Source organism: Chitinophaga sp. Hz27 (assembly GCF_042263525.1).
Taxonomy (GTDB): domain Bacteria; phylum Bacteroidota; class Bacteroidia; order Chitinophagales; family Chitinophagaceae; genus Chitinophaga.
This window is the reverse complement of the sequence record NZ_JBHKFJ010000001.1, coordinates 336,589-353,265: the sequence shown is the minus strand read 5'-3', so window position 1 is coordinate 353,265 and position 16,677 is coordinate 336,589. Positions and strand designations below refer to the sequence as shown.

Genomic DNA, 16,677 nt, shown 5'->3' with positions numbered 1-16,677 from the left:
GTTATCTGTTCATCAGTTCTAATTCCATCGCCTCAAATAAAGCAGTGATATTATCCAGGCCAAATCCTTCATAATTATTTACACGCTGTACTATTTCATAAAATAAAGTAGCACGGTCGCCAATAGGGCCTGTAAACACCTGGAACAACAAGGCGCCATCCAGTACGTCACACAGTACGCCACGTTCTCTGAGCGCTTCGATATCCAGATCAGGATATTTCTCGCCTAATTTGTCGTAATAGGAATCAGGTGTTTTAGTAAATTTCACACCATTGGCCTTTAACAAATCAACAGACTTAAAAATATTTCCAGACTCAAACGCGATATGTTGTATCCCTGCACCATAATTCTGGTCAATAAATAATTGTACCTGTGATTTTGTGGCCGCATCTGGTTCTACCAACACATTGTTCATTTGTTTATCTTCTGACTGCAAAACCTTTAGCAGCATACCAATCTTCTTTTCATCCGATACTTTTCTTTCATCAAATTTGGTGACTGTCTTCGACTGAAAAATATGATTGAAATATCCTTCCCAGAGGTTGATTTCATTTAATCTCAACGCACATGCAACATGGTCTATCTTTTCCAGTTGAGAGTCTTCCGTAGGGATATTCCAGTCCTTCTCCACATTTCTATAACCAGGCATAAAGTCGCCGATATAATTATCATAATTGATCAATACAATTTCATTATCATCAAACAACTTCAGGGAAGCCATTTCCACTTCGCCCTGATCATCAGATAATACATGCGGGGATTGCATAGGGATAGCGCCGTTTCGTAAGGCTTTATGAAATGCCAATGATACATCGTTTACCCTTACCGCCATTCTTTTAATCCCATTGCCATGCAGATCAACGAATGAAACTATTTTGTAGGAACTAGGTTGGGACGCAGAGGTAATAACAAGTTTGATATTGTTTTTAACAATATAATAAGAGCATCTGTCAGGCGTACCGGTTTCGGGGCCACAATAGGCCACCACTTTAAAACCCAGCGCTCTTACATGCCAGTAAACTACCATTTTTGCCATTCCTACATAATACTCAATGTAGTCGTATTCCATTTTCAGAAAATCTGATTCAATAATTACATTCTTGTTGTGCATAGTTATTGAGGTTTAATTTGAAAGCCTGTATTTAAAATAATCCACCAGTCTTCCGATACCGGTATGAATCTGTTCTGGGGAGAGGTTACTAAAAGCTATTCTGATTTCTTTATTTCCTCCATCAGCAAGGAAAAAGAAAGACATAGGGGTAAAAATTACTTTGAATGTGGCGGCACACTTTTCTACATCTGTTTTACATACAGCAAAAGGCACTTTGATAGTGGCAAAAAATCCACCATCAGGAACGTTCCAACTGATATTTTCTGCCCAACTATTTTCTTCAGTGTTTATATGACTACAAAGCGCGTTCAGTACCTGGTCTCTTTTCTGTTGCATAGAAGCGACCTTTTCCCGATTAATTTCTTTGAGCGAGCAATTATTTTTTATCAGAATTCCACCCAGGATTGCCTGTGTAAGCGTTGAAGTATTGACTGTGGTGTAGCCCTTTGTTTTGGCTAATAAATCATTCAATTTTACAGCAACGCCATTTCTGACAACGCTACGATCTGTGACCATGGCACTTAATCGTAGGGAAGGATACAGCGTTTTAGAAAATGATCGCATATAAATAACACGCTTATACTTGTCCAATGCCTTTATTGACGGCACAGGATCCCTTCCATATACGAATTCGCCATAGGCATTATCTTCCAGAATCAGGAAATCATAGGTTTCTGCCAGCTCTAATAACTTGTATCTGTTTGCAAGTGGCATAGATGTACCGGTAGGATTCTGGAAGTCGGGGATAACATATACCAGCTTAACTTTTTTTCCCTCTTTGCTATGCTCGATCAATTTCTCTTCAAGTACATGCAGTGAAATACCTTCTTCACTCACTGGGACAGGTGAAACCTGATAACCACCGATAATGGAGAAGTGCGTTAACCCAACATAGGTAGGGTCTTCCACTATGATTATATCCTTCTCCCGATCTACCAGGGTTGTAACAGCAAGCGTCATGGCTTCCTGGCTACCTACCGTAATAGTGATATCTTCAGGCGTTACATGAATGTTTTCATCAGTGCGGAGATAAGCTGAAATTTGTTCATTAATGATACCTTTGGCCCTGTTGTATTGCCCAAGATGCTGCATAATTTCATGCGGCTTTTTGTGGAGGGCAGCAGCCATAAAATCAACAAACGCCGCTATATACTCAGAAAAATTTTCTATCCCAAAATGACGTTCCTCTGGCCTTCCTGAAGCAAATGAAATTGCATCAGTATATTGAAGTTGTACTTCATTCAAAAAGCCCATTACATCATCTCCTATATTATCCAGGAAAGGGTTAATCTCATTTAATGTCTGCATAGGATCTATATAAATTGCGCTATTACTTTCGGGTCACATAAATCATTACTGCACAATGAGTTGTATCTATCCCAATTGCAATATTATTTAACAGTAAAAATTGGCAAATGAATCAGTAAGACTCGGATTAACATTATACCATAGTATGAATCTCGCCTGCCAGGGTATCAATCGCAAAAAGCTGTGAACTACAGGATCAAAAGAATATCTTTCATTGCACTCGTTAGGGAATCCAGGAACATTTTATTATATACCGGTTAACAGTTACTGGTAATCAACAAGAAAGAACATATCTAACACGTCACAACAGCTATACTAAAAACTAAAATAGTTGTTTTTTCATAAAAACAAAAATGATACAAAGAAAATTTCAAGATGTTTTCAATATACTTTATGAATGGTATTCGAAATAGTACGATTGACTTCATATCTGATCATCATTTCTATCCTTTTTTACTGTCCACAGCGTTTATGCATGGCAGTTATCCACCAAAAGCCTGTAGCAACAGCACTTTGATCCGCTATGTGCTATCAGTAGGCGTTATTGGTCAAAATGACATTTATTAAAATAAAACATAATTTATTTTAAGATAAAAAGCGAGCCATTATTTCTATGGTGAATAACACAATAAGGTCTATATAAAAAACTACTCTCCGTTTATCTACTATAAAAAGCAGCATTTCATTTCAAAACGTGGTCAATATTTGCAGGGTGATGAGCCGCATAATATTAATAGTCATTTGGACAATTATTAAATTACTGCCAAATAAACCATTTAACAGCATGAAGCCACTAAATGGTCAGATTATCTTTCAGCGTTCAGGTACCCCTTTTTGTAAAGGAAATAAATTCCTTTCAATATTAATAATAGTTTTTTCGTTTTCGGGGATGGACATTCGGGGTTAATACAGAGAAGTTAGCTATAATCAGTTTTTGAAGTTGTTGTGCAGATTATATCTCCGGGAAATAAAACAGCTGGATTAAATCTATTCTATTATTTAGATAAAAAAAAGATTTTGTAATACTGTATCCGGTTGAAAACGCCGCGTAGCAAAATTATCGGGTAAAGAAGTGATGCTAAAAATTTCCTATCTTAGTGCGACCCTACATAAGTAGCAATTATAACCCAAAATAGTTGTCACCCGAATGTTCAACACACTAACCAGTCTCCTGGGTACCACCATTGATGCAGCCAACATCATTGCGTTCCTGGAGCAGCAAGGATTTAAATATCCCAAAAAGCCGTTTATTTCTAACCGTAGCGCGGAAACATCCTATTGGCTGGAAAATAAAAAGCTGGGATTGGATTTACTATTTGATGCCCAACCATACCTGCCGGAATATCCGCTGGTACAGGGCGATAAAAAAGGCGTGTTTATACCACGCCTGGTATCCGCCAGGTGGTACAACAACAAATCAGCGGCTGTATTTCCCGGCCCGATTGATTTTAATGCCACATTCAGTGACCTGATTGCAGCCTTGGGCACGCCTTCCATTAAAAGCAGTGATATATCACCTATATGGCTCAACGAAGATGGCAGCGAAAGCTTTTACCGCTGGCGAGTGACACTGAATAAAGAAAAACGCATTAGCTGGGGACCGGAATTTACAGATGAACAACGCGTGAAAGATATAGTGCTGGCGCTGGATTACAGCAGTCCTCTTTTCCACCTGTACAACGAAATAAATTACGAGACGCTTACGCAATTTGAAAAAGAGCAAAGCTTTTCCAAAATCTCCACCCTTATGTTCCTGCAGTGGGCATTGGATAGAGAGCTGATTGCCGGCGATGGCTATACCTCCGTACTGGACTGGGTGCGCAGCATCAACAGGGGATATGTTACGAAACACAACTTTGCTGCTGAACAGGTATTCATCAACACGTACACGCTGAACCTAAGCGGACATGATGTACACTACCACCACGATCTCGCTTTTACATTTTTAAAAGATCCCGCGCAGCGGAATAATTACCTGGGAGCCGCTTCCATGACAACATTGAATGCGATCCCCTTCGACCGGGAACATTATGATATGGTAGTCCCCATACTGGACCGCCGCCTGAAAGAGTACCAGCAGCATAAATTTGCAAAGAGCAAAAAGCAGATATAAAGCAGTAAGCCCGTCGATCGACGGGCTTACTGCTTTATGTAAAACGGCGTCAAAACTTACCGGCAAATTCCTGCCATTTGCCGCCCATTTGTTTGGCATTCGCCTATATAGTGTTGACCGCTGGCATAGTTCGCGGTAGTTTTATGGAAAAGATTAACCATGACAGACGAACAACAGATATACGCAAAAACAGCTGCCATGAAATTGATGTTTCAGGAGCCCAGCCGCGAGTTATTTGAAACGCTGTTTACAAAAGACTGCGACTATGTTACTTTCATGGGGCAGCATTTTAAAGGAATAAATCAAAACCTCGCCGCACACCGCAAGCTGGCGAGCACCTGGCTTTTCAGAGGTGCCGAGTTAGTAAGTGAGATCAAACAAATTAAATTTATGAGTGAAGATGTAGCAGTTGTAATTACAGAAGGTGCGATTAAATTCAGGTGGCAAAAATCAGTAACGCAAAACAGGTTATCAATTAATACCAATGTATTTATAAAAACGGATGGAGAGTGGAAACTGGCATCCTTTCAGAATACCCGGCAGCAGCGGCCAGGATTGATGCAACGGTTGATGATGATAAGCTAATTACATTTAGGTTTAATTAGTAAAGTACCTCTAAAGTGTATCTGCCACCATATCAAAAGCCGTAAAGAACTGATACAGCTTGCTCTCCACTATAACTCTGGACTCTAACTGATACTCAACATCGAAGAGTAATGGTTCAAGGTATTTTTTACGGGAATAAATTATGGGAGGAAAGTTAACACCGAGGAATTCAAGATCTTTCCGTACCTGATCTTGGATAGCATTTTTCAGCAGCTTATTCGGGATAAAAAGATGATTTTCCCGGTCATACTCTAAATAGATTTTCGGATTATACTGAGGCAAATCGGGTTTAAGTAAACCCATGGGCATATTGCTTCTTTTTACTTTTTTATTAACGTCAGCGTCTACAATAAAAAAGTTGGCCCAGTCCCAGCCAAATTGATCTTTCAATGATGGATCATAATGATCAAGCTCACCACAGAAAGCATATTTAGGTGTTTTGGGAAAGGCACCCAACACCCAATATTCCGGGGCAAACCCTGAGTGGTCATGCAATAGTTTTTCTGTATAGGCACAAATTCCGGACTGTACCCAAATCAGATTTGCTACAATATCATAATAGTATTTCCCATTGGAAGAACTATAAATAGTATGCTTTTTATTTTTGGTTTTCAGGGTATCCAGCCACGCTTTGTATTGTGTAGCCAGTATCAAACTTTTATCAATCTTTCGCATGTATTGATCATTCAGTTTTCCAGGCCAGCTTTTCGGCCAGGGTCTTATAGCGTATTAGTTTTTCACGTGCTTCAGCAGTTTTCAACTTTCCATCCTCTTTAAACTTATCTATTTGATTTTTTAGCATCGACAGCTCCACAATAGCATTTGCACGCGTTTCTGTGTTAGTATCATCTATATCGAATACCTTTTTTAGAATCAAATCATAATCAAGATAACGGGGATCTACGAAATAATTATCTACATGGTTTTCCCCTTCATAATATTTATCACGATAGACATTCCAATTCTTATCAAACTTCAACTCTACAATCTCCCAGGGTTCAAAAGATGAAGCGATTATAGGGGAATGCGTAGAGAAAAAGAATTGACTGTTAGTAGTAAGGCTAATGTAATAATCAATAATTGTTCGCTGCAAATCAGGATACAACGACCTTTCAGGTTCATCATATAAAATCTGGCACTTATCAGGTTTCAGCAGGTATAGTGGTAACGCTGATAACATCACTTGTTTCGTTCCGGTACTTAGTAAACCATTAGGAACTTCCTTTCCATTAAAATCCTCTACTTTAAGAAAACCAATATCGTCTTTCCCATGAAATTCCAATATGGTTTTAACACGCAAACCAAAATTTTTCAATAATGGATCAAGACATTTATCTGCAATATCCTGTACTGGACTAGGCGCTTCTTTACGCCATTTTTCAAGGTTCTTTACCGCTTTCTGTATCTCTTTAATATTAGTTGTTCTTTCAGCAACATGAGATATTTCCTGCCTTATCTTTATTTCCTCTTCCTGATACTTCTGAATGTCACTAAGAATGATATTCCATGCATTTGCGGCTGAGTATGTAGAAAAATCAATAATATTTTTTGATTGAAGATTCTGCCTATCTGTTTGATCTACTTCCAATTTATAATCCAGATCCGCAGGGAAGTAGATAGAATGAGGTTTAAAAGCACTAAAATACTCTTTTGCCTTCATTGTTAATTCTGCAAACAACAACTCTTCTCTTTCTTGACTTAAATAGATATCGTAGTCATAAAGCTGATTATCATTATCATCATCATCATTATAACCTACACTCCTGACCACAATAATGTCCTCAAATTCAAACTCCAACCTAACATCAAATATTTCATCCAATTCTCCAAGTTCTTTAAACTTTTCGGCGTCATGTGATAATAAAGATATCAACTTCAGCAACGTCGTCTTTCCTGTACCACTTTGACCAATAATACACACCTTGTCCAAAGCCCTTCCTGCTTTGGGATGTCCTTTAGGATAAGTGAGATCAATATGTAAATCTTTAAAATGATGTAGATTAGGAATTGTAATGCTTCTTACTTTCATTACAGCAGGTTTATTCTGGAGTTTTAAATAAGATTTCTAAGATAAGAAAATGGATTATAAACAAAAAACCTGTCTCTTAATTGAGACAGGTTTTATTCTGTGATCCCGCTGGGACTCGAACCCAGGGCCCATACATTAAAAGTGTATTGCTCTACCAACTGAGCTACGGAATCAATCACCCCTCGTTTGTAACGGGAGTGCAAAGATAGGAATTATCTGATTCCCACCAAATTTTTTTGAAAAAATATTTAAACCTCTGAAAATGAGTAGTTTATTTACCCGTAAAAATCGCTTTATAGCGAATCACCGGATCATCCTTCTGCGATGGGTCCAGGATATGTAACTGGTTATACTTACCCGCTACCCAATCCGCTACTGCATTATCATAATACGGTGAACCTGGATTACCACTCTGCCCTCCAGGATAGATGCCATAAGCCTCCGTTTTGCCTGTCAACTGTACGATCATCCTCCAGGAAGGACCATGCGTTTTCTTCGTAGCATTCACCACATTGGCGCCGCCACCTGTATTCAGGTTCATCGCACTGAATGCTGGTAATGCTCTCGTTAAATGACGGATATCCGTACCACGGTATTTACCCCAAGCAAGCTTGCCTGACTTATCTACCGGCGCTAAATCATTCACTGTAGCTACAAAAGATGCATATACCAGATCTGATAACGTCTCTTTCTGTGGGGTGTGAATATTATCAATGAAATGTACACTCGTATCTTTCAACAACATCATCAACGTTGCCACCGTTTGCGGGAATGGCAACCATACACTGTCTGCCGGCTTCACATTATCCAACCACAACGTATCTTCGAAATGAGTCCACATCACGTTGAAGATAGTACCAGCACGACTATCAGCAGATTGTACTGCATCCCAGTCGCTCAGCTCCTTCCAGTACCCACGCTGCTGCGCACTTAATGCGGCCGTATCCATATGCTGCTTAAACAACTTGATTGCTGTAGCAGCAAAGAGGTTCTTGTTATCATTTTGCAAGCCCATCATATCCTGAGGCGTAATACCATTCATCTCCGCTAACCTTTCATTGATACGCTTTCCACGATACAAATCAAACTGACCATACAAATTATACGGATAGGTTTCATCTGTTGCACGCTGGTTGGCTGAGCTAACAAAACCCCTTGCCGGATTCTTGATATGCGGCAGCTCTTCATGTGGAATATATCCCTGCCATGCATAGGTGCTATCACCTCCTGGCATCACCAGTTTTCCCTGGTCTTTCCAACGTGTCGGAAACTGTCCGTTATGCCAAATGGCTATGTCGCCGTCTTTATCTGCAAATACGAAGTTCTGCGCCGGACACTGGTATGTACTCAATGCATCAAGGTAGTCGTCGTAATTCTTAGCCCTGTTCAGTTTCAGGAAGGTCAGAAACTCATTGGAAGGGTCCAGCGCTTTCCAGTGCATCGCCAGGAAATGCTGCCCTGTAATCTGTTCAGGGAAAGTATTATCAAACATTACCGGGCCCCAAACAGTATAAGCCACGGTATCTAGTACAGTGGCACCACCGCGCACTTTAATATTTTCAATACGAAGGTCAGCTTTGCGATAGCTGCCATTAAACATATATTCTGTTTTACCATTACGGAAATCCATACGGTAAAAATCTTTTACATCTTCTTCTCCATTCGTAACGCCCCAGGCTATATGATCATTGAAGCCAATAATCACGCCTGGCGCACCTGGTAAACTGGCGCCATATACGTTCATGGCTGGCGTGTGTATCTGTACTTCGTACCAAAGACTAGGCAAGCTCAATCCAAGATGCGGATCGCTACAAAGAATAGGCGCGCCCAATCTTGTTTTACTTCCTGCTACCGCCCAGTTATTACTACCGTTTGCAGGATCGGGATTGTTCATCTTATATTTCATATAAGCGGCATCCATCTCCAGTATACTATCAGGTGGCGGCACCGCTTTCACGGTAGCAGGCGAATACATCGTTCCCTTAGGAATGATAGGATCCGTACTATCCAGGAAATCCGGGTACATTAAATTAAAATCTCTGATGTCATAATACTGACGCGCTTTCGTATAGCCAAGGTCGTTAGCAAACCCTGATAAATCATGCGCCATATATTTTAACAGGTATGCAGCATTGATTAACTCCCACTTCTGTGGTTTGTAGTCCAGCAGCTTGTATTCAACAGGCAATGTAGCATCTGTTAAGGTAGAGATATAAGCATTTACACCTGCAGTATAAGATTCCAGCGCTTCTTTGGTGTCAGGATTTTCCATCATCATCTTCAATGCCTGCTCAGCGGCATATCCCATTCCTCTCCTCCGGGCTTCCCGATCATAATTGATCATCTGAGGTCCGAGGATTTCTGACAAACGGCCTGCAGATGCAAATGTCTGCAACTCCATCTGCCAAAGCCTGTCACGCGCGGTGACATATCCTTGCACATAATAAGCATCTGCCGCATTGGAAGCGAAGATATGCGGCACCATACGGTCATCAAACCATACTTCCGCACTACCCTTGAAACCTGGTAGCTTGATTTGCTCTTTTTTCTCATCAATGGGTTCGGCATTTACCCAAAAGCCCTGCTGGGGACTTAACAATTTTCCTAATGGAGGAACGGAACCTATTTTAGTGTTCAACGCCCAGGTCAACGATAAAGTGATGGCGCCGGTTATCACTGCGGGGATTATTCTCATATTAATTCATGGGATGTAATATGTAAAATACATCAAATTTGTTTGAAAACAATCATTGTTTTAAGACATCTAACAACTGCTGTATTTCCGCAGTGGTATTGAAGCTATGCAATACAACGCGTAGTCGTTCTTCCCCCTTTGGCACCGTAGGATGTAATATCGGTCTTACGTCCAAACCAGCTGCCTCCAATGCTGCTGCCAACGTTCTCGTATACGCGTTACCTTTAGTAATAATAGCCTGTATCGGTGTATCGCTATTGATTAATGTGAGATGCCCGGCATTTTTTCTGAAATAAGCAATAAGTGCTTGCAAAGATGCCCTCGCATCTTTCATATAGGGAAATAAACTGTAAGCCGCCTGAATAGTAGCAATAGCCGTTGGCGGTAATGCTGTTGTATAAATAAATGCCCTGCAGAAGTTGATCAGATAATCTCTCAACACCTCAGATCCCAACACCACAGCACCATGACAACCTACCGCCTTTCCAAAAGTATGTACTCTCGCAAAACATTGATCTGCCAGTCCTAAATGCTGTACCAGCCCTTCTCCCCTGCTGCCTATCACGCCGGTAGCATGTGCTTCATCCACTATCAGCTGGCAGTTCAGCTCTTTACACATCGGCGCAATCAGCGCCAACGGCGCCATATCACCATCCATAGAATATACCGATTCTACGGCCACAAATATATTCCCGCTCCCACGCTCTATCTTCTGTTGCAGGTCGATCATATCATTGTGCTTAAACGCCCATGACTGTGCGTTCGATAATCGGATACCATCGCGTATGCTGGCATGTATCAATTGATCGTAAATAATAGTATCACCTTTTTGCGGCACCGTCGAAAAGAGTCCCAGGTTTGCATCATAGCCCGAATTAAAAATCAGCGCTGCCGGCGCGTGATGAAAAACGGCCAGGTCCTGTTCTGCTTCAGCTATCCAGGGATAATTTCCTGCAAGCAACCGGGAACCTGTACTACCCACCAGGTAAGGCCTTTCCTGTAAAAGGTTATGCACAGCCTCCTGCATAGCCGCACTGCGCGCAAGTCCCAGGTAATCGTTGGAACAGAAATCGACCAAAGCGCCCGACAGGCGCAGGCTACGAAAGGAGTGCGCTTCGCGGCGCTCCTGTAACTGCTTACGTAATATATCTTCCATGGTACTGATTCTTATGCCAAACCTGGCAAATTAACCGAATGACGCGTATCTTCGCAAAAATTATCTCACTGCTGATATTATGAGTAAAGTTTCTATATTAGGCCTGAAACTCCCAACGGATCCCCGCTGGGTAAACCTCGCCGCTATTTCCTTACAGGATATTCTGACAGACCACGCCTATTGCGAACAAAAGGCTGCTTCTTCAGCGATATCCCTCATCCAACGCAATCCCGACAGAGAAAGACTGGTAGCCGAACTAGCTCCCATCGTTACGGAAGAATGGGGCCATTTCCGCCAGGTACTCGCCGAACTGAAAAAAAGAGGCCTCCCTCTGGGTAAACAAAGAAAGGACGAATATGTTAACGCCCTGCTGAACTTTAAAGTAAAAGGCGGCAGCGCGGAAGACTCCCTCCTCGACAACCTCCTCATCTTCGCCCTCATCGAAGCACGTAGCTGCGAACGTTTCCGACTACTTAGCGAAGGCCTCGAAGATGAATACCTCCGCGAATTCTATCGTAAGTTCATGGTATCTGAAGCAGGCCACTATCGCCTCTTCATCGACCTGGCCAATGAATATTTCCAGGAAGATAAAGTAAAAAACCGCTGGCAGGAATGGCTGCGCCAGGAAGCTGAAATCCTTAAAGAGATTGAAGTTCGTGGAGACAGAATGCACTAGAAATTAAAGCCCAGGTTGACATAAAACTTCAACCTCCCACTCTGATCACTATACATCATAGTGGCCTCAATAGGCCCAAGCCGGCTACTGTAGCCAGCTCCAAGTCCATAGCCACTCAGATATTTATATTTACCGGTGGTGCTGGCGTTTAAATCATATACGGCAGCACCTACCCTCGGTATCGCAAATACGTTTCTTAACACCTCCCATTGCCACGCCACCTGCACCGCACTGATACTAGTGGTATTCACCTCCCCCTCATACAATCCCACAAACGGCACCTGATTATGCATCACATCATTCATACCACCCACAAAATAAGTATTCACACCTGATACTTCTCTTCCGAAATTTACCATGCCTGTAGCATCTAATTCCAATGCAGACCTGTCATTAAACGGAATATAATATTTCAACTTCAGATTTGCATACTGGAAGTTCTGAAAGCTAATACCAACGCTGTCTACATCTATCGGCGTTCCATTCACACTCACCCTGATACCGGAATGCTGATTGTAAATATATCCCGACTGAAAATCCAGCAACATACCACTGGTAGGATACATCTTTCTGTCAAGCGAGTTAATACCAAAATATCCATATGAATTCAACTGATTGGTACTTCCTCTTAACTCCAGATAAGGACTGAAAGTAGGTTTATATTTGATATACTCCCAGCGTGTACCAGCCCCCATAGCCATTATACCATTAAATGCAAATTGTACGTTCATCCCTACATTCGCATATTTATTACGGTATTGCTGCATTTTATCAAAATGCTCATCATAGAAATTAATCCCATTATTTTCATAGTAGGTATTCAGGCCGAAACCGAAGTTCCGCCTGCGTCCTAGGTACTTGAAATACTCTGCCTTTAATCGCGGATTTTCACTGATGCCCAGCGTTACAAAGGAGCGGGAGTTTTTGATAATAAAATTTCTTTGGGTTAGGTTAATGATCGCCATAGCATTGGTAAACGTATTATAGTTCAACGCAAACTTCACGGCTGTCAGCGAGTTCTCCTCCGCAGTAATATCCATCCGGCTTTTACCATACCCTTCGGGAGAAAGACTATAGGTGATCAGTTTATAGAAACGTGTACCAAAAACATTATCCACTGCACTCTTCAGCTGCTCTGCGCTGTAACAGCCCCCAGGCTTGAGTCGCAGACGCTGAATAAAAAATTTCTCATCGGAATGTACTAAACCGCTTACATGTATACTACTTATTTCAATATCTGTAGAATATGGTAAACGATTAGCCACAAAGGATGCTGGCTGAATCTCATTCAACGAATCTGCCAGATGCCTGAAGTAAGGATACATTTCGCGACCTACACGTTTTCCGGCTTCAATGATAGAATCCACACTACCAAAACTCGCTGCAGAATAAGGTTCCAGCTCTTTCTGCAAAGAAATATATACGTCGCATAACTTCCTTTCCATTTCAAAATCGGAAGCATCTTTATAAAAACCTAACTGGTAAATAATATCAATGGGCGTTATCAGCTGATCAGCTTTTCTCAGTCCACCGCTTACATTAGAGCCAATAACAATATCAGCGCCCATATCTTTGGCGGTGACAACCGGAAAGTTACGAACTACGCCGCCATCTACCAGCTTATGTTTGCCGATAGTAACCGCCGTAAAGATAGAGGGGATGGCCATACTGGCGCGCAGGCTCGTTACCAGTTCGCCACTATCCAGTGTCACGATTTGTCCGGTGGCTACGTCAGTGGCTATACATTTAAAGGGAATATTAAATTTTGTAAAGTCTTTTTCATCTTTTGCAGGCCAGCATAATTTAGCGAGCTGCAGCCATAGCGCCTCCCCGGAAATCACGCCGGATGCTAGTTTTGGCCTGCCATATTCAAATGGAATTTCTATAATATACTTGTTGTATTCCGCTTTTTCTTCATAAGCGATGTCTCTGATCGTAGGTTGATTACTGAACAGGGAATTCCAGTCCATCTTCCTGGCTACCGCTTCAATGGAATCACCACTATAACCTAACGCGTACAGGCCTCCGATAATGCTTCCCATACTCGTTCCCGTTACATAGTCTATTTTCAGGCCCGCACTATCAAGCGCCTCCAGTATGCCAATATGCGCTAATCCCCTGGCGCCGCCACCACTAAGGGTGAGGCCCAGTTTGGGGCGCTTAGCCTCCTGCTGCCCATTGGCAACGGTATACATACCTAGAAATACGACTAATAAGATGCTGCTAATGATTCGGTAACGTCCTGGGTTCATGGTTCTGATTGCACTATTCTAAAGATAAAGAAAGATTGTATGCGGAACTTCTCCTTTTCCTGTTTGATACTCGATAAATATTTATTAATTTATGGGGATATCATTATTCCACAGATTTATTCCATCCATCCATTTTACACGTTCATGGAAACACTAACCAGATCTAAATCCATTTCTGCCACGAAAAACATCTGGCAGGTAATCCTGGCTTCATCAGCAGGTACACTGATAGAATGGTACGACTTCTACATTTTTGGTAGTTTGTCTGCCATTATCTCGGAAAAGTTCTTCCCCCCGAGCAACCCTGACCTGGCCTATATTGCGACGCTGGCCTTTTTTGCCGCCGGCTTTATCGTAAGGCCTTTCGGAGCTATCGTTTTTGGCCGCCTGGGCGACATCGCCGGCAGGAAATACACCTTCCTGCTTACGCTGCTGATCATGGGTGGATCTACATTTGCCATAGGCCTCATTCCTAGCTATCAAACGGCGGGCATCATAGCGCCGGCGCTGGTATTGATACTACGGCTCCTTCAAGGCCTTGCACTGGGCGGAGAATACGGCGGCGCTGCTACCTATGTAGCGGAACACTCGCCTGCCGATAAACGCGGCTATTATACCAGCTTTATTCAAACTACCGCCACCCTCGGACTCTTTGTATCGCTGGGCGTTATCCTCGCCACCCGCACCAGCATGTCGTCAGATGCCTTCAACAGCTGGGGATGGCGCATTCCTTTCCTCCTGAGCATTTTACTGGTGATCATGTCTTACTATATACGTATACGACTACACGAATCGCCTTTATTTGCACAAATGAAAAAAGAAGGTAAAACTTCTGCTAACCCAATCAAAGAAAGCTTTGGCAATAAAGAAAACCTGAAACTGGTACTCATCGCACTTTTCGGCGCAGCCATGGGGCAAGGCGTGGTATGGTATACCGGGCAATTTTATGCGTTGTCTTTCCTCCAAAAAACAATGAACATAGAATTTGTGCAGTCGAACCTCATTATAGCGGCAGCACTGCTTTTAGGTACGCCTTTCTTCATCTATTTTGGTAGTCTCTCCGATAGGATAGGTCGTAAAAAGATCATGCTCAGCGGCATGCTCATAGCGGCACTGGCATATTTCCCCATCTATTCCGCTATGGACAACATCGGTAATGTCAGCAAAAAAACGGAAGACGTCTCCCAATATCGGATTGAAACTAATTCACATACCAACGATCAAGGAGAGACCATACTGGTAACCACCAAAATACATATGTTTACCGATGGCACCACACTCAAAACCACTGGCAGTAAAGAAGAGAAAAATGAGAAGAATGAAATCACGGTGAGTCGTACCAACATGATATTCCTGATACTATTAGTTTTTGTACAGGTATTCTTTGTAACGATGGTATATGCGCCTATAGCGGCTTTCCTTGTAGAGCTGTTCCCTACGCGCATACGCTATACCTCTATGTCGCTGCCGTATCATATTGGCAATGGTGTATTCGGAGGCTTGCTGCCTACCATCTCCACCATCCTGGTGACAGACTATAAGCATCATCTGGCGGGATTGGTATATCCAATTGCTATCGCATTGATTTGTTTTGTGGTGGGGTTGTTTACAATCAAGGATAATAGAGGGGCTGCACTCTGACAGCTAGGCATATTTACAAAAAAGCGCTGATGCCTTTGGCATCAGCGCTTTTTTGTGCGGGGAATTTTTTTGGACTACGACTAGAAAAAATCCCCCCGCACCCCCATTATAATAACTGTTGCTGAAATACCGCTAACAACGGTGCCAGTTGCAAATCAGGATGTCCCGCCTGCAATTCTTTTATTTTAGCAATATACGTTTTCAGAAACTGTTGATGCTGCGATGTAGCCGGATTAAAAGGCCTGTGCGCCGCCGCCCTGTTGATATCTGCAATGGTATGCAATATCTCCTGGGATGCAGGATGAATACAATTTTGCACTACTTTCTCCCACACATAGGCAATCGCCTGATCGTTGGGATGTACCATATCTTCTTTATAAAAACGATAATCGCGTAAATCATCTATCACCAGCTCATAGGCAGGGAAATAATACAATCTGTCGAATTTATTGACAAGATGATGCACTGCCTGTAGCAGCACCGCTTTGCTGAGATTATTTTCTACCACCCCATCTCGTATATACCTCACCGGACTCACTGTAAACAGCAGCTTGGCTTTCTTGTTACGGAAAAACAGCCGATGCATAACGTTATCCAATGCTGTAATGATTTCTTCGGCAGATATCAGCTTTTTATAGAAATGTCCAGCCGGCACTTTGTGATTATTGGCTACCAGCTTATTATTTTCTTTGAGAAAATGAGCGTGTGCAGACCCCAGCGTGATAACGAGCCAGTCTGCCTGCTCCAGAAAAACAGCCGCCTCCTGTTGGTGCTGGTTAATTCGCGCCAGAACTACATCAGGATTAGCATCAGAAAACCGGCTATGATGATCCCAGCTATGCCAAAGATCATTGTGCAGGAAAAGATCATTTTTCGTATATACTTTCCCGTCAAGATAGGAAGTGAGCGCATGTGTTATGCTCAACGGATTGAAGAGTATCCCATGCGGGTTGATATTGACATCGAAACGGTGTGACTGTAACTGTGCGCCTATTTCTTCTGCAAAGCAGGAGCCCATCAGCAGCAGTTTATCACTGTACTCCACCGCCTGTTCCAATGGCGTTATAGGAAAGCTAAGGTGAAATTGCAT

At 42.2% G+C, this 16,677-nt stretch carries 12 protein-coding genes and 1 tRNA gene; 4 read left to right on the top strand and 9 right to left on the bottom strand.

All coding sequences use genetic code 11. From position 1 onward, the window contains the following. Position 1: 1 nt before the first annotated feature. Both hppD and ACE38W_RS01710 read right to left on the bottom strand, forming a co-directional pair. Positions 2–1,111 carry a 4-hydroxyphenylpyruvate dioxygenase gene (gene hppD, locus ACE38W_RS01715; protein WP_375828494.1) on the bottom strand — a complete coding sequence of 370 codons (1,110 nt, stop codon included), beginning with the start codon at positions 1,109–1,111 and terminating at the stop codon, positions 2–4. Positions 1,112–1,123: 12 nt separating this feature from the next. Next, positions 1,124–2,419, bottom strand: a complete 1,296-nt coding sequence (locus tag ACE38W_RS01710; RefSeq protein ID WP_375828493.1) for a PLP-dependent aminotransferase family protein — start codon at positions 2,417–2,419, stop codon at positions 1,124–1,126. A gap of 1,147 nt (positions 2,420–3,566) precedes the next feature. Between ACE38W_RS01710 and ACE38W_RS01705 the strand changes: the two genes are divergently transcribed. Together ACE38W_RS01705 and ACE38W_RS01700 are read left to right on the top strand one after the other, a co-directional pair. Beyond that, entirely contained in the window at positions 3,567–4,532 is a 966-nt protein-coding gene (locus ACE38W_RS01705) for a hypothetical protein (RefSeq protein ID WP_375828492.1), read from the top strand. Between the two features lie 159 nt (positions 4,533–4,691). Further along, positions 4,692–5,117 carry an SgcJ/EcaC family oxidoreductase gene (locus ACE38W_RS01700; RefSeq protein WP_375828491.1) on the top strand — a complete coding sequence of 142 codons (426 nt, stop codon included), beginning with the start codon at positions 4,692–4,694 and terminating at the stop codon, positions 5,115–5,117. A gap of 30 nt (positions 5,118–5,147) precedes the next feature. Here the strand turns inward: ACE38W_RS01700 and ACE38W_RS01695 are convergent, their stop codons facing one another. The 5 genes from ACE38W_RS01695 to ACE38W_RS01675 all read right to left on the bottom strand — a co-directional run bounded on the left by ACE38W_RS01695 (position 5,148) and on the right by ACE38W_RS01675 (position 11,018). Then, positions 5,148–5,813: a hypothetical protein gene (locus ACE38W_RS01695; RefSeq protein ID WP_375828490.1), complete on the bottom strand. Its 666-nt coding sequence runs from the start codon at positions 5,811–5,813 to the stop codon at positions 5,148–5,150. Positions 5,814–5,820: 7 nt separating this feature from the next. Then, positions 5,821–7,167 carry an AAA family ATPase gene (locus ACE38W_RS01690; RefSeq protein WP_375828489.1) on the bottom strand — a complete coding sequence of 449 codons (1,347 nt, stop codon included), beginning with the start codon at positions 7,165–7,167 and terminating at the stop codon, positions 5,821–5,823. A gap of 100 nt (positions 7,168–7,267) precedes the next feature. Continuing rightward, positions 7,268–7,340, bottom strand: a tRNA-Lys gene (locus ACE38W_RS01685). 98 nt (positions 7,341–7,438) lie between these two features. Further along, entirely contained in the window at positions 7,439–9,862 is a 2,424-nt protein-coding gene (locus ACE38W_RS01680) for a penicillin acylase family protein (protein ID WP_375828488.1), read from the bottom strand. A 52-nt stretch (positions 9,863–9,914) separates the two neighbouring features. Further along, a complete protein-coding gene (locus tag ACE38W_RS01675) occupies positions 9,915–11,018 on the bottom strand; it encodes an aminotransferase class I/II-fold pyridoxal phosphate-dependent enzyme (protein WP_375828487.1) in 1,104 nt (367 codons plus the stop codon). A 79-nt stretch (positions 11,019–11,097) separates the two neighbouring features. Here ACE38W_RS01675 and ACE38W_RS01670 point away from each other — a divergent pair, with 79 nt between their 5' ends. Next, positions 11,098–11,694: a tRNA-(ms[2]io[6]A)-hydroxylase gene (locus ACE38W_RS01670; protein WP_375828486.1), complete on the top strand. Its 597-nt coding sequence runs from the start codon at positions 11,098–11,100 to the stop codon at positions 11,692–11,694. On the opposite strand, the gene ACE38W_RS01665 is transcribed toward ACE38W_RS01670, so the two are convergent. Continuing rightward, on the bottom strand, positions 11,691–13,946 hold the full coding sequence (locus tag ACE38W_RS01665; RefSeq protein WP_375828485.1) for a patatin-like phospholipase family protein: 2,256 nt from the start codon (positions 13,944–13,946) through the stop codon (positions 11,691–11,693). The genes ACE38W_RS01670 and ACE38W_RS01665 overlap by 4 nt on opposite strands. A 144-nt stretch (positions 13,947–14,090) precedes the next feature. Between ACE38W_RS01665 and ACE38W_RS01660 the strand changes: the two genes are divergently transcribed. Further along, positions 14,091–15,587, top strand: a complete 1,497-nt coding sequence (locus tag ACE38W_RS01660; RefSeq protein WP_375828484.1) for an MFS transporter — start codon at positions 14,091–14,093, stop codon at positions 15,585–15,587. 106 nt (positions 15,588–15,693) lie between these two features. Here the strand turns inward: ACE38W_RS01660 and ACE38W_RS01655 are convergent, their stop codons facing one another. Then, positions 15,694–16,677: a GSCFA domain-containing protein gene (locus tag ACE38W_RS01655; protein ID WP_375828483.1), complete on the bottom strand. Its 984-nt coding sequence runs from the start codon at positions 16,675–16,677 to the stop codon at positions 15,694–15,696.

Coding starts and splice junctions, on each gene's coding strand:
- hppD (WP_375828494.1), bottom strand. CDS start 1,111: ATGCACAACAAGAATGTAATTATTGAATCAGATTTTCTGAAAATGGAA.
- ACE38W_RS01710 (WP_375828493.1), bottom strand. CDS start 2,419: ATGCAGACATTAAATGAGATTAACCCTTTCCTGGATAATATAGGAGAT.
- ACE38W_RS01705 (WP_375828492.1), top strand. CDS start 3,567: ATGTTCAACACACTAACCAGTCTCCTGGGTACCACCATTGATGCAGCC.
- ACE38W_RS01700 (WP_375828491.1), top strand. CDS start 4,692: ATGACAGACGAACAACAGATATACGCAAAAACAGCTGCCATGAAATTG.
- ACE38W_RS01695 (WP_375828490.1), bottom strand. CDS start 5,813: ATGCGAAAGATTGATAAAAGTTTGATACTGGCTACACAATACAAAGCG.
- ACE38W_RS01690 (WP_375828489.1), bottom strand. CDS start 7,167: ATGAAAGTAAGAAGCATTACAATTCCTAATCTACATCATTTTAAAGAT.
- ACE38W_RS01680 (WP_375828488.1), bottom strand. CDS start 9,862: ATGAGAATAATCCCCGCAGTGATAACCGGCGCCATCACTTTATCGTTG.
- ACE38W_RS01675 (WP_375828487.1), bottom strand. CDS start 11,018: ATGGAAGATATATTACGTAAGCAGTTACAGGAGCGCCGCGAAGCGCAC.
- ACE38W_RS01670 (WP_375828486.1), top strand. CDS start 11,098: ATGAGTAAAGTTTCTATATTAGGCCTGAAACTCCCAACGGATCCCCGC.
- ACE38W_RS01665 (WP_375828485.1), bottom strand. CDS start 13,946: ATGAACCCAGGACGTTACCGAATCATTAGCAGCATCTTATTAGTCGTA.
- ACE38W_RS01660 (WP_375828484.1), top strand. CDS start 14,091: ATGGAAACACTAACCAGATCTAAATCCATTTCTGCCACGAAAAACATC.
- ACE38W_RS01655 (WP_375828483.1), bottom strand. CDS start 16,677: ATGCAATTTCACCTTAGCTTTCCTATAACGCCATTGGAACAGGCGGTG.